The organism is Homoserinimonas sp. A520, assembly GCF_054489245.1.
Genome location: NZ_JBTMWX010000003.1, coordinates 51,981 through 71,386, shown reverse-complemented (window position 1 = coordinate 71,386; position 19,406 = coordinate 51,981). Strand labels below are relative to the sequence as shown.

Below are 19,406 nucleotides of genomic sequence, written 5' to 3'. Positions count from 1 at the left end.
TTTGCCTTCATGTCCAATGAGCATTACTTCTCCTCCACCCCGGAGAGTGAGCTCAAGCTCCGCCACATTTCGGTCGTCCTCGCTGGGCGGCCGGTTGAGGTGACGACGGCCGGGGGAATCTTCTCGCCGGAGCGAATCGATGCCGGTACCCAGGTGTTGCTGGCCAACACCCCGCCCCCGCCACCCGGCGGAGACCTGCTGGATCTCGGCTGCGGCTGGGGCCCCATTTCGTTGAGCCTGGCCATCGACTCGCCACGCGCCACGGTGTGGGCGGTTGACGTGAATGAGCGGGCACTGGACCTGGTGCGCCGCAACGCCGAGAAGCTCGGCCTCACCAACGTCAACGCTGTACGGCCCGAGGATGTTCCCGCCGACATCGGGTTCATGTCGATCCGCTCCAACCCGCCGATTCGAGTGGGCAAAGCCGAACTGCACAAGATGTTGAGCTTCTGGCTCCCCCGGCTGGAGGTTGAAGCGGACGCCTGGCTGGTGGTGCAGCGCAACCTCGGCTCGGACTCGCTGCAGCGCTGGCTGGAAGGCGCCCTTCCGGAGGGTTTCCCGGTGTCGCGGGCGGCGACGCACAAGGGATATCGAGTGCTGAAGGTGCGACGGCGCTGAAAGCCGCTTGCCGGGCGCTTTGACAGGCTCGGTGACCGTCAGGCGAGGCTGAGGTCGCCCTCATAGACGAGCACGGCCGGACCGCTCAACGAGACGTGCTCGCCGTCTTCGGCAGCCCACATCCGCACGCCGAGGGTGCCTCCCGGTACGTGCACCTTCCACTGGTTGGGCGCCCCGCTGCCCGCCCAATGGCGGGTGGCCAGCGCTGCGGCAGCCGCCCCGGTGCCGCACGAAAGGGTCTCCCCGCTCCCGCGCTCATGCACCCGCATGGTGATCGTGCCGACGCCGTCCTTCACCATCGGGTCAGCCGGGACGACGAACTCGACGTTCGCCCCCTCGGCTGGTTCCGGGTCGAGTTTGGGAATGTAGGAAAGGTCGGCGGATGCCAGCTCCTCCTCACTGGACAAGGCCACCACCACGTGGGGGTTGCCGACGTTGATGCCGAGCCCAGGGCGGGCGACACTGAGGTTCCTGGCACGCACCAGGGCATCCCCGCCGTCAAGGGACCAGCGCCCCAGGTCGACCTGGAAGCCTTTCAGGTTGCGCTGCAGGTCGCGAACTCCCCCGCGAGTGCCGATCGACAACGTGTCGGTCGGATCGAGCTCGACCAGCCCGTTCTCGACCAGGTATTGGGCGTAGACACGGATGCCGTTTCCGCACATCTCAGACGGTGTTCCGTCTGCGTTGTGGTAGTCCATGAACCATTCGGCGGTATCGTCTTCGGCCAGGGAGGCCTCACCCTCCGGGAGGCTTCGTGACCGTACCGCCCGGATCACCCCGTCGGCTCCGACCCCGAAGTGGCGATCGGCGATGGCAGCCAGCTGGGCCGGCGTGAGGTTCAGTTCCCCGTCCGGGTCGCTGAACAGCACGAAGTCGTTGCCGGTGCCGTGGCCCTTGGTGAAGTGGATGTCTGGCATGCGCCTAAGGATACTGGTGGGTGGGGGCAGCGACGGCGGCGAAGGCCTGCTCGACGCGTGCCGGGTCATCATGTTCCAGCCAGGTCGTGTTCGGGTATCGCTTGAACCAGCTCACCTGGCGGCGCGCGTATTTGCGGGTCAGGGCGGCCGTCTGCTCGATCGCCTCGGTTTCGCTCATTCCACCGGCGAGCTGTTCCATGGCCTGGGCGTACCCGATTGCCCGCCTCGCGGTGATCCCGCGTTCCAGTCCGAGCGGGATGAGGCCTTCGACTTCGTCGAGCAGGCCGGCGTCCCACATGTGCCGCACCCGCGCATCCAGCCGTGCCACCAATTCCGGTCGCGGTGCGCTCAGCCCCAGCACGATGGTGTTCGGGTGCCAATGTGCGTTCTCGTCCGGCAGGCCGGAACCGAATGGCTCGCCGGTCAGCTCGATCACCTCGATGGCGCGGACGATCCGCCGGCCGTTGTGCGGCCCGATGGCCTCTGCCGCCTGCGGGTCCAGGGTGCGGAGTCTCTGGTAGAGCATGCCGGGTCCGTGCTCCGCCAATTCGCTTTCCAGCCGAGCCCGCACGACCGAGTCGGTTCCCGGGAACTGGAAGTCGTAGATGACCGCCGAGACGTACAGCCCGGACCCTCCCACGAGGATCGGGGTATTCCCACGCTCGATCACGCGTGCAATGGCGGCACGGGCATCCGCCTGGTACCCGGCGACGCTCGCCTCCTCGGTGACGTCGAGCACGTCGAGGAGGTGGTGCGGGAATCCGCGGCGCTCGTCGAGCGGCAACTTGGCGGTGCCCACGTCCATTCCGCGGTACAGCTGCATCGCGTCGGCGTTGACGATCTCGGCCGTGCGCCCACTGGCCGCAAGGTGTTCGGCCAGGCCGAGGGAAAGCTCCGACTTGCCGGTGCCGGTTGCTCCGACGACGACAACGAGTGGAGTCGCGGGGTCCGGCTCCCTAACGCTCACCGTCGGCCGAGTCGTAGATCGGGGTTGTCGCCACGCGCAGGGTCGGAAGGCCGAGCGACACCCGCCCCGGAGTGGAACTCTGTGGCGATGCAGCCGGAACGGCGCAGGAGGCGGCCTGAGCGCGGTCCCAGGCGTCTCCGGCTGTGGTGCGGCGAGTGTGGAGCGATGTGCCGTCGACCGGGTCGGCGATGAGATAGAACGGCTTGGCATCCGTGACGGTCACCGTGACCACGTCGCCTGGCCGTGGGGCTGCGCTCCCGTCTGGCACGGAGAAATGCACCAGCCGGCTGTCTTCGGCACGCCCGCTCAGCCGGTGGGTTGCGGCATCCTTGCTGCCCTCGACCGAGACCATAACGTTGACGGTGGTGCCGACGAGCTTCTGATTCTCTTCCCAGGAGATGCGGTCCTGGAGGGCCACCAGCCGCTCGTAGCGTTCCTGGACGACGGCCTTCGGCACCTGGTCGGGCATGGTGGCGGCCGGGGTGCCCTCGCGGATGGAGTACTGGAAGGTGAAGGCGGAGGCGAACCGTGCCCGCTCGACGACGTTCAGGGTGTCCTGGAAGTCCTCCTCGGTCTCACCGGGGAAGCCGACGATGATGTCGGTGGAGATGGCCGCGTTCGGGATCTTCGCGCGGACGCGGTCCAGGATCCCCAGGAACCTGGTCGACCGATAGCTGCGGCGCATGGCCTTCAGCACGCGGTCGGAGCCAGATTGCAGCGGCATGTGCAGCTGCGGCATGACGGTGGGGGTTTCGGCCATCGCGTCGATCACGTCATCCGTGAAGGCTGCCGGGTGCGGGCTGGTGAAGCGGATTCGCTCGATGCCCTGGATCTGGCCGGCCGCGCGGAGGAGCTTGCTGAAAGCCTGGCGGTCTCCGAATTCGACGCCGTAGGAGTTGACGTTCTGCCCGAGGAGGGTGATTTCGATCGCACCGTCGTCGGCGAGTGCCTGGATCTCGGTGAGGATGTCACCCGGGCGACGGTCTTTCTCCTTGCCGCGGAGGGTCGGGACGATGCAGAAGGTGCAGGTGTTGTTGCAGCCGACCGAGATGGATACCCAGCCGCTGTGCGTCGACTCCCGTCGGGTGGGCAGCGTGGACGGGAACGTTTCGAGGGATTCCAGGATTTCGAGTTGGGCTTCACCGTTGTGCCTGGCGCGTTCGAGGAGGGCCGGCAGCGATCCCATGTTGTGGGTGCCGAAGACCACGTCGACCCAGGGGGCCTTGGCCAGGATGACGCCCTTGTCTTTCTGGGCGAGGCAGCCTCCGACGGCGATCTGCATGCCTTCGTGTTCCCGCTTCACGGAGGCGAGGATCCCCAGGTTGCCGTAAAGCTTGTTGTCGGCGTTCTCCCGTACGGCGCAGGTGTTGATGACGACGACATCGGCCTGCCCGCGCTCAGCGCGGACATACCCTGCCGCTTCCAGCGAACCGCTCAGTCGCTCGGAGTCGTGCACGTTCATCTGACAGCCGTACGTGCGCACCTCGTAGGTTCGGGGTGCGTCCAGGGCACCGGCTGATACCCGGGATAGTTGTGCGCTGGGGACTGGGGCTAACTGCGTCATGATGCGCCAAGCCTAACTTGCGGCTACCGGAACTGGACGCCGCTGCCGCGCTCCCCCAGGGCGACCGCGGCAGCGGCCTGCACCACTGAGGACGAGTACCCCTTGCGCATGAGGAAGCCGGTAAGCCGGCGTTTCGCGGTCGCCTGGTCGTAGGACGACAACGCCCGCGCCTTCTTCACCGCCAGCTCGTTGGCTCGTTCCTGTTCGGCGTCGTCGTCGCTGTCTTCGGTCTGGAGGGCGGCGTCGATGAGGTCCTGGTCGATGTGGCGGCGGCGGAGTTCTGCGATCAGCGCCTGCCGCCCATGCCCCTTGCGCTCACGACGAGTGCGCACAAGAGTCTCGGCAAGCGCCGCATCGTCGATCAACCCGACGCCCTCGAGCCGCTCTACCTCTGCTGCGATGACCTCTTCGGAGAGGTCGCGCGAGGTCAGCAGCTTCTCGATCTCCCAGCGGGACATATTGCGCCTGGTCAAGCCGTTCAGGCTCACGTTCTCGGCGCGACGACTCGCCCGCTCGGAACCCTGGGGCGCCTGGGGGGGCTGCCCATCGGCGCCGTGAGGCGTGGACTCCTCCGCCGACGGTGCGAACGCTGCGGTGCCTTGGTCGTATGTGCTTTGGTCGCTTGTGCCCTGGCCAACTCGGGGGCTGGTCCCGAAGAGATAGGTCACCGGAGCGATCGTCTCACCGTCAGCGTTGCCACCATCAGCGGAGGTTGTCACGCTCAGGCGCCCTTGCGGTCTGCCAGCTTCGCGGCGATCGGGCTGACCCCGCCACCTTCCAGCGCGGCGGCCTTCGCCTCGGCTTTTGCCGCGGCATCCGTTGCAGCCTGCGCAGCCTTGGCGGCCTTCGCTTCGGGGGTGAGCCCCAGCTTGGTGAGGATCTTGTCTTCGATCTCCTTGGCGACTTCCGGGTTCTCAGACAGGTAGCGGCGCGAGTTCTCCTTGCCCTGGCCCAACTGGTCGCCGTCGTAGGTGTACCAGGCGCCGGACTTGCGGACGATCTCGTGCTCGACCCCGAAGTCGATCAGGCTGCCTTCGCGCGAGATGCCGATTCCATAAAGGATGTCGAACTCGGCCTGCTTGAACGGCGGAGCCATCTTGTTCTTGACCACCTTGACCCTGGTGCGGTTACCGACCGCGTCGGTACCTTCCTTGAGAGTCTCGATCCGGCGGATATCGAGGCGTACGGACGCGTAGAACTTGAGAGCCTTGCCTCCCGCTGTGGTCTCCGGACTGCCGAAGAACACGCCGATCTTCTCACGCAGCTGGTTGATGAAGATCATGGTGGTGCCGGTCTGGCTGAGGCCACCGGTGAGCTTGCGAAGCGCCTGCGACATGAGGCGCGCCTGGAGGCCGACGTGGGAGTCACCCATCTCACCCTCGATTTCCGCGCGGGGCACAAGGGCGGCGACGGAGTCGATCACGATGAGGTCGATGGAGCCGGACCGCACCAGCATGTCCGCGATCTCCAGGGCCTGCTCACCCGTGTCGGGCTGCGACACCAGGAGGGCGTCGATGTCGACACCCAGCTTCTTGGCGTACTCCGGGTCGAGGGCGTGCTCCGCGTCGATGAAGGCGGCGATACCGCCGGCTCGCTGGGCGTTCGCAATCGCATGGAGGGTCAGCGTGGTCTTACCCGATGACTCCGGACCATAGATCTCCACGATGCGCCCACGCGGAAGCCCGCCGATGCCGAGCGCGACGTCGAGCGCCACCGAGCCGGTCGGGATGACGGCGACGGGGGCGCGCTCATCACTTCCCAGGCGCATGACGGATCCTTTGCCGAATTGCCGGTCGATCTGTGCGAGTGCGGTGTCGAGCGCCTTCTCGCGATCAGTTGCTGATGCCATTTCTTCTGCTCCCTGGGAGTCGTGGTTGGTCCGCCTATAGGCTGCCGCTGGCACTGACCGACCGGTGAAGCAAGGTCAATCAGCGTGTGCGACAAGGCATTGTTGGCAGTGTCGCTAACGGATCCGACAGTACGCTCGGCGTCCGACATTGAGGCGGATCGACGTGCCGACTGTGCACAACTCGTTTTCGACTGCTGCTAGGAGGGAGCCTAGCGAACATCCGAAGCCATGTTCGAACATCTGCTCACGGCGTGTCGAAGCGGCTGATTGCGGATATCGGCGCGAGGTCAGCCGGGCGGAGTCGTGAGCCGACCGTGCCAGCGCTGGGCGGGCACATCGGAAGCACGGCACAGCGCAACCCAGATCTCGCGCGGCGCCTTGCCAGCGCGGATCGCCTGGTCGGCGGTCAGCCCACCCATTTCGGTCAACACGAGGTCCTGCGTCAGCGTACGGCCGTAGGCAGCGCCGAACTCATCGTCAACGGCAGCCCGGAACTCGCTGAGCCGCACCGGCTAGCGGGTCAACACGTCGGCCGCGAAGCCCGACGCCGTATAGCCCGAGAGCAGGTCATCCGGAACGCTGTCCGGAATGACATCGAGGCCCTCGAGAACTGCGAGGCGGTCTCCTACCTCGCGCATGATGACCGAAATGGGGGTGTCCAGTGCATCGGCCACCGAGGCGAGGATCTCGGAGCTGGCTTCTTTCTGCCCGCGCTCCACCTCGCTGAGGTAACCCAGCGCAACGCTTGCCTTGCCTGCGACCTGACGGAGGGTGCGCCCCTTCTGCAGGCGGAAGTCCCGGAGTACGTCCCCGATTTCTTGACGAACGAGAACCATTGGACCCTCCCCAAATGTTCAGTGACTGAAAAGCATACCGTTTCGAAAACTCTAGCCAGTACAGTCTGTGCGGACCTTGTGAATACATAGGCTGTAACACGATCGTAGTGAGGTCTATTCCCGGGCCGCCGCTGCTGCCGAGGAGTCGGCGAGCTGCTTCTCCACCTGGGCCTGCCGGCGCTTGAGCCACAGTCCGACGCCGAGGAGGACGATGAGTGCGACGTAGGACACCGCGGCGAATGGGCTGGTCACCAACGCGGTCAGATCACCCTGGCTGATCGCGAGCGTCTTGCGCAATTGGGTCTCGGCCATCGGCCCGAGGATGCCACCGATCACCATGGGCGCAACCGGGTAGCCGTACCGCCTCATCAGGAAGCCGACCAGGCCGATCACCAGCAGGATGAGCACGTCCAGGTAGTTGAAGTTCATGGCGAACGAGCCCAGCGCAGCGAAGAGCATGATTCCGGCGTACAGGTATGGCCGTGGCACCTGGAGGACCTTCACCCAGATGCCGACCAGGGGAAGGTTGAGCACGAGCAGCATGACGTTGCCGATGTAGAGGCTCGCGATCAGTGCCCAAACCAGCGCGCTCTGGTTCTGGAAGAGCAGCGGGCCGGGCTGGATGCCGTACGACTGGAACGCGGAGAGGATGATCGCGGCCGTCGCGGTCGTCGGCAGCCCCAGCGTGAGCAGCGGTACCAGCACGCCGGCGGCCGCAGCGTTGTTCGCCGCCTCGGGACCTGCAACGCCTTCGATCGCGCCCTTGCCGAACTGGGCCTTGCGCGCCCCCTTCGCGAGGCGTTTCTCCGCGGCGTAGGACAGGAAGGTTGCGACGTCTGCACCACCGGCCGGGATGGTTCCAATCGGGAAGCCGATGGCGGTGCCACGAAGCCAGGGCCGCCAGGAGAAGTTCCAGTCCTCCTTCGTCATCCAGTTGCGCCACCCTTTGCTCACCGGGATCACCGCGATGGCACCGCCCTTGAGCCGGGATGCTACGTAGAGCGATTCTCCGACCGCGAACAGTCCGACGGCGATCAGCACGACGTCGATGCCATCGGCAAGAACCGGCAGGCCGCCGGTGAAGCGTTGCTGCCCGGTGAGGACCTCGGTACCCACCAGCCCGAGGAACAGGCCGAGCGCCAGCGAAACCATACCCCTGGAAACCGAGCTGCCCAGAAGGGCGCCCACCGTCATGAACGCGACGATCATCAGCGCGAAATAGTCGGGTGGGCCGAGCGTCACGGCCCACCGCGCCAGGATGGGCGCTAACAGGGTCAGCCCCACGGTGGCAACGCTGGCGGCGACGAACGAGCCGATCGCAGCGGTCGCCAGCGCGGATGCGCCTCTCCCCTTCCTTGCCATCTTGTTGCCTTCGAGGGCGGTGACGATCGAGGCCGACTCCCCCGGTGTGTTCAACAGGATCGAAGTCGTCGACCCGCCGTACATCCCCCCGTAGTAGATGCCGGCGAAAACGATGAGGGCGGCCGCCGGGTCCAGCGTGTAGGTGATCGGCAGCAGCAGCGCCACCGTCATCGCCGGACCGATCCCCGGCAGGACGCCGACCGCTGTGCCGACGAGCACGCCGAAGAACGCGTAGAGGAGGTATTCCGGCTGGATCGCGGTCGCGAAGCCGGCTAGTAGTGCGCCGAAGTTGTCCATCAGAGGAATGGCATCCAATCGAGGAGTGGCCCGGCAGGCAGGGACAGGCCCAGCAGGCTGCCGAAGATGACGTGGATGGTGAAGCCGAGCGCCAGGCCGATGAGGGCAGCGCGCCACAGCTTGCGCGCGCCAAGCGCCCAGGCTGACCCGGTGAACAGCAGCGCGGCGGCGAGCGGCCACCCGATGATCCCGATGAGGTAGGCGTGGATGGTGAAGAATGCGACCAGCTTGCCGACCGTCACCCAATCGGTCGGAACGGTGCCGTCGACGTCTTCACCCTCCTCGGCCTCACCCAGGCGGCCGCGGCTCACGCCGATGACTACGGCGACTGCCGCGATGATCAGGATCGCCCCCACCAGGTAGGGGAACGCGCGTGGGCCCAGGGTGTTGCTTGAAACCGGGACACGGATGAAGCCGGCCGCCACCACGACGTAGATGCCAAGCGCGGCACACACCAGGGAGAACAGGTACTCGCCGACCGGCAGCGACGGTCGTTCACCGGTGGCGGGAGCAGGGTACCGCTCGTCCGGCGGCAGGATGCCACCGGACGAGCGGGAGGACAGCGGATTCATCAGCTAGCCGATCAAGCCGATGTCCTTGAGCACGGCCGTGACGTCCGTGATGTTCTCATCGAGATAGGCGTCGAACTCGTCTCCGCCGAGGAAGGCGTCAGCCCAGCCCTTGGTCTCGAGGATGTCCTTCCAGGCCTGGGTCGCCGTCAGTTCGGTGACGAAGGCCACCAGCTTCTCGCGGTCGGCGTCGCTGATGTTCCCGGGTGCGATGACACCGCGCCAGTTGGTGATCTCCAGGTCATAGCCGGACTCGATGATCGTCGGCACGTCGGGGAGCAGATCGCTCGGCTCCGCACTCGATACGGCGAGCGCCCTCAGCTCCCCAGCCTTGACCTGCTCGGCGAACTCGCTGATGCCGGAAATTCCCGCGGACACCTTGTCGCCGAGCAGCAGCGTCACCGCTTCTCCACCGCCGGAGTTGGGGATGTAGTTGAGCTTGTCGTTGATGTCGGCTGCGCTCTGGCCCGCCTCCTTGAGCAATTGTGCGGCGAGGATGTGGTCGACACCGCCGGCCGAACCGCCGGTGATGGTGACTTCCTTCCCGTTCTCGATCATGTCGTTGACCAGGTCTTCCAGCGTCTCGTAGGGAGAACCGGCAGGCACGACGATCACGCCGGCCTCCTCAGTGAGCCTGGCGATCGGGGTGGTGTCCTCGAGCCGCACCTGGGAGCCGTTGGTCTCCACCGCGCCGACCATGACGAAGCCAGTCAGCATCAGGGTGAGCGGATCGGTCTCATTGGCAAGGGATGACAAGCCGATGGTGCCACCGGCTCCGCCGATATTGGTGACAGGCGCCGATGAGACGAAGCCTTCCTGCACGGCCACCTCGGCGAGCGCGCGACCGGTCTGGTCCCAGCCGCCTCCGGGATCAGCCGGCACGATGATCCCGAGGGAGCTGATCCCTTCTGCTTCAGCCTCGCTCCCGGCATCCGGATCCGCTGCTCCTGCGGCGCAACCGGCCAGGAGCAGCACGGACGCGCCCGCCACTGCGGCGAGCACCCCTTTCCTGCCGCGGTGCTGTGATGTGGTGAAAACTCGCATTGCTCCTCCTCGAGCTGATGTGCGCTGCCTCTCCGGGGGCCCCGGTATGCGCAATGGCGACGTTCGACAGGCTAGGGATCGCCCGCCCAGCGGGGAACGATGCGGAAGTACTGGTTGTTTTGGTCGTTCTGGACACAGATCACCCATGACCGGATATCGCGCACCACCCGCCGCGTCCGTCACACTTGTCAGGTGATCCGGTCGATGAAGCTGCGCACGCAACTGCTGTTGCTGCAGTTGGCGATCGTGCTGGTCACTGTTCTCGGCACCGGCCTGGTGGCCAGTTGGCTGCAGGAACAGCAATTGCGCGACTCGTACCGGGACCGGATGATCGCGGTCGCCCAATCCGTCGCAACGCTGCCGGCCATCATCGACGCGCTCGACGACGCGGAGCCGAGCGAGACCATCCAGCCGATCGCCGAAGTGGTCCGCGAAGCATCCGATGTCACCTACGTCGTGGTGACCGACGATGCCGGGATCCGCTACTCGCATCCGAATGCCAGCCGGATCGGCGAACGGGTGTCGACTGATCCGTCGATCGCCCTGAGCGGGCAGATCTACGTCGGCACGCAGACCGGCACCCTGGGGGAATCGTGGCGGGTCAAAGTGCCCATCATCGCCGGGGACAGCGTGGTCGGAGTCGTGTCGGTCGGAATCCTGGAGTCGGACCTCCGCAGCGACTACCTCGGAAACGCCACCTGGCTTTTCATCACCATCGGGGTCGCCGCCGCGTTCGGCGTGATCGGCGCGGCCTGGGTGAGCTCCATCATCCGCCGCCGCATCTACGGGCTCGAACCGGATGAGATCGTCGGACTGCTCGAGGCTCGCGAAGCCATGCTCCACGGTGTGCGTGAGGGGCTGGTCGCGCTCGACGAGCGGGGCCGGATCGCGCTGGTGAACGATGCCGGTGCCCGGCTCCTGGGACTCGACAGCCAGCAGGACGTCGTCGGTCGCGCTGCCGAAGAAGTACTCGACGCCGAATTGGTGCGGATGCTCAACGAGGAGGATTCCCAGCAGCGCCTGGTTCTCTCCGGCGAGCGGGTACTGCTGGTGCAGCGCGATACCGCCCGCATCGACGATCGCACCATCGGCTCCGTGTTCATCCTGCGGGACAACACCGAACTGCACGCCCTCATGCGTGACCTCGACGGAGCGCAGAGCCTCGCCGACGGGCTCCGCGCCCAGGCGCACGGGTTCGCCAACAAGCTGCACGTGATCAGCGGGCTGCTCGAGCTCGGCCACATCAACGATGCCGTCGCATTCATCGAGCGGGTCGGAGAGGGCGGCACGCTGTCCAGCGTGACCAGCGCCACCGGCATCCGCGACCTGGAGATCGCCGCCCTGCTGCTGGTCAAGCAGACCAGGGCGCACGAACTCGGCATCGGTGTGGAAATCGCCCAGGAGTCCGTGCTTGCACCGCTTACCTCCCACGGCGACTCGGACCGGATTCGTGACGACGTGCTGACGGTCGTCGGCAACCTCGTCGACAACGCGGTGGAGGCGTGCTCCAGCGGTGCCACCATCACGGTCGCCATCATCGAATCCGAGGACGGCATCCTGATCCGTGTCACCGACACCGGACCGGGAATCCCGGCGCGCCTGCGCGAGCGAGTGTTCAGCCCTGGCTTCTCGTCGAAACCGCCCGGGCCAGGACGGCTGTCGACGGCCCGCGGAATCGGATTGACGCTGGTGCGCCGCATCGCCCGACGACACGGCGGTGACGCCGTCGTCGCCGGCTCGCCGTCGGGAGGCACCGACATCACGGTCCACCTGCCGTTCCAGGTCGACTCCCGAACCCGGGTGCCGTTGCTGGAGGGACGTCCATGAGCGCTCCCCTGCGAACGCTCATCGTCGATGATGATTTCGCCGTGGCACGGATTCATCGCCAATTCGTGGATGCCCATTCCGGGTTCCAGGCGGTTGGCGAGGCCCACAGTGGCGCGGCCGCGCTGGAGGCGATCGAGACTCTCGACCCAGACCTCGTGCTCCTCGATGTCTACCTGCCGGACTTCTCCGGCCTCGAGGTGCTGAGCCGATTGCGGCTGGAGAGGGCCAGGTACATCGAAGTCATCGCCGTGACGGCCGCGCGCGACCTGGCCAGTGTGCGTGAAGCCCGTGCGAACGGCGTGCGCCATTACCTGGTCAAGCCGTTCACCGCGTCAGCGCTGCGTGAGCGGCTGGACGACGTTGCCCTCCAGCACGCGAAACTGCACAGCACCAGGCGTGGTGAACCGCTGGACCAGCACACCGTCGACGACATCCTGAGCGGGGTGCCGGCCCGGCGTCCTTTGCCGCCGAAAGGGCTGTCTGCTGCCACGCTGGAGTTCGTCACCGACACGCTGCAAGCAGCATCCGGCGACCTGTCAGCGACCGAGGTGGCGGAGATGATCGGAATGTCCCGGGTCGGCGCGCGCCGCTATCTCGAGCACCTGGCACACACCGGCGTCGCAACGGTGGAGCCTCGTTACGGCACGGCCGGCAGGCCGGAACACCGCTACCGCGCGAAGCCCTGACGGCGGGTCAGTGCTCGCTGATCAGTGCTCGCTGATCAGTGCTCGCTGATCAGTGCTCGCTAACCCTCGCGTAGACCTCGTTGATGGCGAACTCGACCACCTGGCGCCTGATCGATTCGCGGTCCCCCTTGAGGGTTAGCGGCAACACGCGCACATCGCCGGTGATGGACACCCCGATGAACACGGTGCCGGCCGGATGCCCGTCCTGCGGGTCCGGACCTGCAACACCGGTCGTCGAGACGCCGACATCCGCTGCCACCCCACCGACCGCGAGCACCTCCCGAACGTGCGCGGCCATCTGCATGGCAACGTCCGGGTGCACGGCGCCGTGAACGTTCAGCACGGCGGTGTCGACCCCCAGCAGCGTCTTCTTGAGTTCGGTGTTGTAGGCGACAACGCCACCGAGCACGGCGGCGGATGCGCCGGGAGTGTTGATGAGTTCGGCGACGAGGAGTCCGCCGGTCAGCGACTCGGCCACCGCTATCGTCATCCGCCGCTCGATGAGCAGCCGGATCAGGTCACGTCCTGAGGTCACTGCGCCTGTCTTCCGTGGCGCACGGCCTTGACCAGGTAGTCGATACCGCTGAGCACGGTGGCGATGACCGCAGCCGTCATCAGGGCGCCATTGACCCAGTGCATCCAGTCACCCAGGAAGGTCCACAGCGGGGTGAGGAAGAACGCGATGGCCACGGCCTGCAGGATCGTCTTCAGCTTCCCCCCGCGCGAGGCGGGAATCACCCGGTTGCGCAGCACGGCCATCCGGTAGGCGGTGATGCCCAATTCGCGCACCAGGATGAGCGCCGTCACCCACCAGGCCAGCTCGCCGAGGATCGACAGGCAGACCAGCGCGCCGCCGGTCAGCAGCTTGTCGGCGATCGGGTCGAGGATCTTGCCGAGGTCGGTCACCAGGTTCTGCCGCCTGGCCAGGATGCCGTCGACGCTGTCGGTGGCGATGGCCAGCACGAACAGCGCGGCCGCCGCGTAACGGATGAGACCGAGCTCTCCGTCATCGAGGAACAGCAGCCAGAAGAACAGCGGTGCGAGGAGGATGCGGATGACCGTGATCAGGTTGGCGAGATTGCCGTTGCTGGCTGGCGTCTCCCCCGAGCGCACGAACCGGCCCCGCAGGGCTTTGGGAGCTTCCACGATCAATCCCTGTCGGTCAGGTTCCAGGCGTCCTCGTCGGAAGAAACCTCCACCTCATCGTACCCGCTGGTCGATTCGGCGACCGCGTCGGCACCGTAACGGTCGGCTGGTGGCTGCGCGGCTGGCGGGGCGGTGGCGGGGGCGGACGGCGCAGTGCCGACGTCCCCCCGGAGCCTGGCCAGGACATCCGCCAGCTGCTCGGGCGCGACCAGCACATCCCTGGCCTTCGAACCCTCGGACGGCCCGACGATCTCGCGGGACTCGAGGAGGTCCATGAGCCGCCCGGCCTTGGCGAAGCCGACCCGGAGCTTCCGCTGCAGCATCGAGGTCGACCCGAACTGGGTGCTGACGACGAGCTCTGCCGCTGCAAGCAATACCTCGAGGTCGTCGCCGATGTCGGCGTCGATGTGCTTCTGCTCTGCTGCCACTGCGACGTCCTGGCGGTACTCCGGCCGCGCCTGCCTGGTCACGTGCTTCACGACAGCGCTGACCTCGGCCTCGGTCACCCAGGCGCCCTGCACCCGGATGGCCTTCGAAGCACCCATCGGCAGGAACAGGGCATCGCCCTGGCCGATCAGCTTGTCGGCCCCCGGCTGGTCCAGGATGACGCGGGAGTCGGTCATGCTGCTGACCGCGAACGCGAGGCGGCTGGGCACATTCGCCTTGATCAACCCGGTCACCACGTCGACGCTCGGGCGCTGGGTCGCCAGCACCAGGTGAATTCCGGATGCCCGGGCGAGCTGCGTGATGCGGACGATGGAGTCCTCGACATCGCGCGGGGCGACCATCATCAGGTCGGCCAGCTCATCGACCACCACGAGGAGGTACGGGTAGGCCTTGAGCTTGCGCTCGCTTCCGGGCGGCAGCACGATCTCGTTCGCGATGACGGCGGCATTGAAGTCGTCGATGTGCCGGAATCCGAAGCTGGCGAGGTCGTCGTACCTCATGTCCATCTCCTTGACCACCCAGGCGAGCGCCTCGGCGGCCTTCTTCGGATTGGTGATGATCGGCGTGATGAGGTGGGGAACGCCGGCGTACCCGGCCAGCTCGACCCGCTTCGGGTCGATCAGCACCATCCGCACTTCCGATGGCTTCGCCCGCATCAACAGCGAGGTGATCATCGAGTTCACGAAGCTGGACTTGCCTGAGCCGGTCGAGCCTGCCACCAGGAGGTGGGGCATCTTGGCGAGGTTCGCGACGACGAAACCGCCCTCGACGTCCTTGCCGAGCCCGATCGTCATCGGGTGGTGGCTGGAAGTGCTGGCCTTGGAGCGCAGCACATCGCCCAGCGACACGATCTCACGGTCGGTGTTCGGAATCTCGATGCCGATGGCGCTCTTGCCGGGGATCGGCGACAGGATGCGCACCTCGTTGCTGGCGACGGCGTAGGAGAGGTTCTTGCTGAGGGCGGTCACTCGCTCCACCTTGACCCCGCGGCCGAGCTCGATCTCGTACCTGGTGACGGTGGGGCCGCGGCTGAAACCGGTGACCTTGGCATCCACCTGGAACTGCTTCAGCACCTCGGTGATGGAGGCGACGACATCGTCGTTGACCTGCGACCTGGCCTTCGGCGGGGTCCCTGGAGCCAGGGTGGATGCTGCCGGCAAGCGGTAGGGAGCGGTCGGCTGCTCCGCGGCAGCCGCAGCGCCGAAGTCGCCGTGCCCGCCCTTGACCGATGCCTTGTCGGAGAAGCCGGGGAGCAGTTCCTCCTCCGGTCCCCCATCGTCACGGATGCCGGTCGGGCCACCAGTCTCGACCTCGCCGGTGAACTTCTTGACGGCATCCTCGGCCTTGATGAGGTCTTCGATCAGCTCGACCCCGAAGTGTTCGCCGTCCCGGCTGATCACATCCGTCCGGTCACTGTCGCGGCCGATCACCGGGCTGTCGAATGCCGGGTCGGTCTCGCGCTGGGACTTGTTCCTCCGCCACCAGGGAAGGGTTGCGGCCTCCTCCGGATCGATGCCGAGGTCGCCGAAGGTTCCGAAGGTGCCAGTCTCGGCGTCGGTTGCCTTCTTCGCCGCCCGCTCATCGGCATCCGGAAGCTGGGCGCCGAACAGGTAGTTGTACAGCTCGCGCAGGCGGTCGCCGATGCGGTTCGGCGGGGTCTTGGTGATGATGAACAGCGAGAGCAGCAGCCCCAGGATGAAGACTGCAGCAGCACCGGGCGCGGTCAGCACGGTGATCAGCGAGTTACCGAGGATCCAGCCGATGATGCCGCCGCCAAGGGCCAGCGCCCCGCCCGGCTGGGGTTGCCCGCCGAAGACGTGGCACAGGCCGCTCACCGAGACCAGCAGCAGGCTGAGGCCCACGCCGATGCGCCCGTTGTCGTCGACGGACGACGGATGCCGGAACAGCCAGATCGCGAACAGCAGCATGATGACCGGGAGCGCGAAGGCCAGCCGGCCGAACAGGCCGCCGAAGGTCCAGGCATCCAGCGCGATGGCAACCGGGTCGCTCGGGTTGAACCACTCGACGAACGCTCCGGCAACGGCGAGCAGGAAGATGAAGAACGGGACGCCGTCGCGGCGCTCATCCTTCGACAGGGTTTCGCGGCCGAACAGCCGTGCCGTGGCACCGACGGTGTGGGCCAGGCCCAGCCAGGCGACCGTGAGCAGCCCCGGCTCCGCCGCCGGAGGTGTCTTCTTCGCCGGTGAGCGGCGCGCCGGAGTCTTGGAGCCGCGGCGCGCAGTCGTGCTGCGGGCACGCGAGTTCGAAGTGGTGCGCGTAGCCATGGGCTCCACGGTACCGGGGTGCGCCGTCACCGGCCGGTTACTCGGTAGCGTGTCTGTGCTCAGGTCAGAAGCGGATGGCGTCGATCACCTTCACCTGCACGGCCACGATTGCCGGGAGCAGCCCGGCGAGCGCTCCAACCGCGGTCGCCGCACCCAGCCCGATCAACGCCGCCTCGATCGGGAACGGCGGAATGTCCATGAGCCCCTGCGCCAATTGCTGCAGTACCCAGGGGTTGGTCACGATGAGGATCGCCGCAATCACCCCGATCACTCCGGCCGCGAATGATGCGACCACGCTTTCCATCATCACCGAGAAGAAGACCCGCCCGGCCGTCGCGCCGAAACTGCGGCGGATGCCGATCTCCCGAATGCGCTGCCGGACGGTCACGAGCGAGATGTTGACCAGGCCGAGTGCTCCCAGCAGCAGTACGAGCGCCGCAATCCCGCCGATCAGCAACTTCATCGGAAGCAGCGGGTCCTCGCCGCCCCACGCCGCGTAGTCGTGGCGGTTGACGTCGACCTGGAACCCTTCGCCCAGGGCGCCGGCGACATCACGCTGGATCAGCGGTGTCAATTGGTCGGACAGCTCCGGCGGAACCCACATTTCGTAGTTCGGCGGGTTCGCGGCGACGACCGCCGGCGTTGTCACCCGTTCGTATGCCGAGTTGAGGATGTACCCGCGGGCAGCGTCGTACTGCGACGACGGGATGACGCCGATGATCACCGCGGTCACGGCGGTGTCGCCCACGAGCTCGATGGTGGGGTGCGTGCTCAGCTCCGGAGACCCCAACCGCTCCATCAGCAATGAATTGACCACCAGCGCAGGCGCGAGCCGATTCTCATCCCGGTCGGTGAACCACTCGCCGTCACTCAGCTGGACGCGGTGCATCGTTCCATAGGAGACATCGACCCCCTGCACCTCGAGCGGGCCAACGCCGTCGACGAATTGCGCGCTCAGCTGCATCCAGCGGTTCGCCCCGGCATGCCCGATCTCATAACGCTCGACCACCGTCTCGAACGCGTCCCGAAGCTCCGGTCCGCCGGCCGGCATGCCACTCTCGGGGTTGAACGCGGAGATGCTCAGGGTCGCTGGGCGACCACTGCCGCGCTCCATGCTCTCCGTTGTGGCTTGCTGCACCATCCCGCCGAGTCCCACCACCGTGGTGATCGCGGTGACGGCGACACCGACACCGATGAGGCTCAGCAGCACCCTCGTCTTGTGGATGCGCAACTCTGCCCAGGCCTCGTCAACGGCGCCGACCAGGCCGGTGAGCATCCGCATCACAGCGACACCTCCGGGGCGGCCATGGCCAGCACGCGGCTGACGTCGACGGGCGCGAGCACTCCCTGGTCGAGACGGTAGTGGCGCCGTGCCAGGGCGGCGACGTTGGCGTCGTGGGTGATGGTGATGAGTGCGGCACCCGATTGCTCGGCCACCTCGTCGACCAGGCCCATGATCGACGCGCCGGTTTCGATATCGAGCGCGCCCGTCGGCTCATCGGCCAGGATCAGGCGGGGTCCGCGCACCAGCGCACGGGCGATCGCCACGCGTTGCTGCTCGCCTCCCGACAACTTCTCCGGCATGGAGGCCATGCGCTCCCCCAGGCCCACGCGCTCCAGCATCTCCGCCGCCAGTTGGCGACGCCGCCAGAACTGCTTGCCCGTCGCATAGAGGAGCGGGGTGACCACATTCTCGAGGGCGGTGCGTCCTGGCAGCAGGTTGAACTGCTGGAAGATGAAGCCGATGTCGGTGCCGCGGGCACGGTCGCGGGCCCTGGCGCCCAGCGAGGAGACCGGCTTGTCGTCGAAGATGATCCGCCCCGACGTCGGGGTGTCGAGCAAGCCGAGAAGGTTCAGCAGCGTGGTCTTGCCTGAACCGCTTCGTCCGACGATCGAGACGTGGTCGCCGACGGCCACCTCCAGGTCGACTCCCTTGAGGATGTGGAGGTCAGGGGCATCCGGAAGCTCGACCGAACGGGTCACCGCCTCCAGGTGGAGGAGGCTCATCCGCCGATCCCGCAGGCCATCCCGCCGGGAATCGGGTAGCAGCCCTCTTCCATGCCGCCGGGAACCTCCTCGGCGCCCGGCACGAATTGCAGGATGAGGTCGCCCTCAGCCACGCCCTCCTTGATCTCGACTGAAATCCCGTCGTTGAGCCCCAGGGCCACCGGGCGCAGTTCGGTCGCTCCATCGGGGAGCACGACATAGACGTTGCCGGTCTCACTGGTGCCCTCGACCGCGGTGATCGGTGCGGTGAGCACGTTCTCCGCGATGCCACCGGCGATGGTGACCTCGGCCCCGAGGCCCGAGAAGACGCGAACCTCGGCGGGCACCGCACAGCGGAGCGTGGTACCGGAGGCGGTATCCCCGCCAGCTGAGACTGCACCGGCAAGCGCGCTCGAGATGGTCAGGCCCGTACAGGTGAATGGTGCCGGGCCGCCGAGCACCTGCACCTGGGCTTCGGTCGGCTGGTTGAGGAGGCGATACTGCTGTTCCGGTGCCAGCGTTGCCGAAATGTGGAAACTGGGCGGTGCGATCTTGGCAATCGCCTCACCGATCGTGGTGGATTGCCCGACGATCATCGTCACGGAGGAGAGGGTGCCGGACACGGGCGCCGCCACCTTGATATCGCGTAGCCAGGATGTGCCGTCGTCGCGCATCACCTGCTCGCGGATGACGAAGAGCTCAGCACCGGCATCGACCCAGGCGCCCGCCCCGGCGTTGATGGTTCGCAGCACGCCGGGAGCCGTCGCCTTGACCTCGACGGCCTCATCTGCGGCGACGGTGCCCTTGAGCACGACGTCGTTCTGGATGGTGCCGAGGGCGATGGGGATCTGCGGCTCGGTGATGGTCGCCGTCGGCACTTCCGGATCGCTGGTCTGAGCAACGTCACCGAAGAACGCGATCTTCACCAATGCTGCAGCGATGGCCGCAAAAATAATGATCCGGATGATCGGAAAGATCCATTTGCGCCACACGCCCACAGGTGCCC

19 protein-coding genes are annotated in these 19,406 nt (G+C 66.7%); 3 read left to right on the top strand and 16 right to left on the bottom strand.

Annotated features, from left to right (window positions below; translation table 11 throughout):
- Positions 1–9: 9 nt before the first annotated feature.
- Positions 10–618, top strand: coding sequence for a class I SAM-dependent methyltransferase (locus ACX3PH_RS08965; protein WP_459091609.1), 609 nt, complete (start codon positions 10–12; stop codon positions 616–618).
- A gap of 38 nt (positions 619–656) precedes the next feature.
- Here the strand turns inward: ACX3PH_RS08965 and dapF are convergent, their stop codons facing one another.
- From dapF to ACX3PH_RS08915, 10 genes are all read right to left on the bottom strand, one after another.
- Positions 657–1,535: a diaminopimelate epimerase gene (dapF, locus tag ACX3PH_RS08960; protein WP_459091607.1), complete on the bottom strand. Its 879-nt coding sequence runs from the start codon at positions 1,533–1,535 to the stop codon at positions 657–659.
- A 4-nt stretch (positions 1,536–1,539) separates the two neighbouring features.
- Entirely contained in the window at positions 1,540–2,502 is a 963-nt protein-coding gene (miaA, locus tag ACX3PH_RS08955; RefSeq protein WP_459091605.1) for a tRNA (adenosine(37)-N6)-dimethylallyltransferase MiaA, read from the bottom strand.
- On the bottom strand, positions 2,492–4,066 hold the full coding sequence (gene miaB, locus ACX3PH_RS08950) for a tRNA (N6-isopentenyl adenosine(37)-C2)-methylthiotransferase MiaB (RefSeq protein WP_459091603.1): 1,575 nt from the start codon (positions 4,064–4,066) through the stop codon (positions 2,492–2,494). The genes miaA and miaB overlap by 11 nt, the downstream gene beginning before the upstream one ends.
- Before the next feature lie 23 nt (positions 4,067–4,089).
- Complete coding sequence (locus ACX3PH_RS08945) at positions 4,090–4,785, bottom strand: regulatory protein RecX (RefSeq protein ID WP_459091601.1); 696 nt, start codon at positions 4,783–4,785, stop codon at positions 4,090–4,092.
- A 2-nt stretch (positions 4,786–4,787) separates the two neighbouring features.
- Complete coding sequence (gene recA, locus ACX3PH_RS08940; RefSeq protein WP_459091599.1) at positions 4,788–5,915, bottom strand: recombinase RecA; 1,128 nt, start codon at positions 5,913–5,915, stop codon at positions 4,788–4,790.
- A 287-nt stretch (positions 5,916–6,202) separates the two neighbouring features.
- Positions 6,203–6,424 carry a DUF3046 domain-containing protein gene (locus ACX3PH_RS08935; RefSeq protein ID WP_459091597.1) on the bottom strand — a complete coding sequence of 74 codons (222 nt, stop codon included), beginning with the start codon at positions 6,422–6,424 and terminating at the stop codon, positions 6,203–6,205.
- Positions 6,425–6,427: 3 nt separating this feature from the next.
- Positions 6,428–6,751 (bottom strand): helix-turn-helix domain-containing protein, encoded by a 324-nt coding sequence (locus tag ACX3PH_RS08930; protein WP_459091595.1) that lies wholly within the window; start codon positions 6,749–6,751, stop codon positions 6,428–6,430.
- A 114-nt stretch (positions 6,752–6,865) separates the two neighbouring features.
- Positions 6,866–8,410, bottom strand: a complete 1,545-nt coding sequence (locus ACX3PH_RS08925; protein WP_459092386.1) for a tripartite tricarboxylate transporter permease — start codon at positions 8,408–8,410, stop codon at positions 6,866–6,868.
- Positions 8,410–8,982, bottom strand: coding sequence for a tripartite tricarboxylate transporter TctB family protein (locus tag ACX3PH_RS08920; protein ID WP_459091593.1), 573 nt, complete (start codon positions 8,980–8,982; stop codon positions 8,410–8,412). Before ACX3PH_RS08920 ends, ACX3PH_RS08925 begins: the two co-directional genes overlap by 1 nt.
- A gap of 3 nt (positions 8,983–8,985) precedes the next feature.
- On the bottom strand, positions 8,986–10,023 hold the full coding sequence (locus tag ACX3PH_RS08915) for a Bug family tripartite tricarboxylate transporter substrate binding protein (RefSeq protein WP_459091591.1): 1,038 nt from the start codon (positions 10,021–10,023) through the stop codon (positions 8,986–8,988).
- Between the two features lie 192 nt (positions 10,024–10,215).
- Between ACX3PH_RS08915 and ACX3PH_RS08910 the strand changes: the two genes are divergently transcribed.
- Both ACX3PH_RS08910 and ACX3PH_RS08905 read left to right on the top strand, forming a co-directional pair.
- Entirely contained in the window at positions 10,216–11,850 is a 1,635-nt protein-coding gene (locus ACX3PH_RS08910) for an ATP-binding protein (RefSeq protein WP_459091589.1), read from the top strand.
- Positions 11,847–12,536: a response regulator gene (locus ACX3PH_RS08905; RefSeq protein ID WP_459091587.1), complete on the top strand. Its 690-nt coding sequence runs from the start codon at positions 11,847–11,849 to the stop codon at positions 12,534–12,536. The genes ACX3PH_RS08910 and ACX3PH_RS08905 overlap by 4 nt, the downstream gene beginning before the upstream one ends.
- 49 nt (positions 12,537–12,585) lie before the next feature.
- Here ACX3PH_RS08905 and ACX3PH_RS08900 read toward each other — a convergent pair whose 3' ends face one another.
- The 6 genes from ACX3PH_RS08900 to ACX3PH_RS08875 all read right to left on the bottom strand — a co-directional run bounded on the left by ACX3PH_RS08900 (position 12,586) and on the right by ACX3PH_RS08875 (position 19,398).
- Positions 12,586–13,071: a CinA family protein gene (locus ACX3PH_RS08900; protein WP_459091585.1), complete on the bottom strand. Its 486-nt coding sequence runs from the start codon at positions 13,069–13,071 to the stop codon at positions 12,586–12,588.
- Positions 13,068–13,682 (bottom strand): CDP-diacylglycerol--glycerol-3-phosphate 3-phosphatidyltransferase, encoded by a 615-nt coding sequence (gene pgsA / locus ACX3PH_RS08895; protein ID WP_459091583.1) that lies wholly within the window; start codon positions 13,680–13,682, stop codon positions 13,068–13,070. Before pgsA ends, ACX3PH_RS08900 begins: the two co-directional genes overlap by 4 nt.
- A gap of 2 nt (positions 13,683–13,684) precedes the next feature.
- A complete protein-coding gene (locus ACX3PH_RS08890; RefSeq protein ID WP_459091581.1) occupies positions 13,685–16,414 on the bottom strand; it encodes an FtsK/SpoIIIE family DNA translocase in 2,730 nt (909 codons plus the stop codon).
- Between the two features lie 64 nt (positions 16,415–16,478).
- A complete protein-coding gene (locus ACX3PH_RS08885; protein WP_459091579.1) occupies positions 16,479–17,696 on the bottom strand; it encodes an ABC transporter permease in 1,218 nt (405 codons plus the stop codon).
- On the bottom strand, positions 17,696–18,421 hold the full coding sequence (locus ACX3PH_RS08880) for an ABC transporter ATP-binding protein (RefSeq protein WP_459091577.1): 726 nt from the start codon (positions 18,419–18,421) through the stop codon (positions 17,696–17,698). The genes ACX3PH_RS08885 and ACX3PH_RS08880 overlap by 1 nt, the downstream gene beginning before the upstream one ends.
- A complete protein-coding gene (locus ACX3PH_RS08875; RefSeq protein WP_459091575.1) occupies positions 18,418–19,398 on the bottom strand; it encodes an efflux RND transporter periplasmic adaptor subunit in 981 nt (326 codons plus the stop codon). The genes ACX3PH_RS08880 and ACX3PH_RS08875 overlap by 4 nt, the downstream gene beginning before the upstream one ends.
- Positions 19,399–19,406 lie beyond the last annotated feature (8 nt).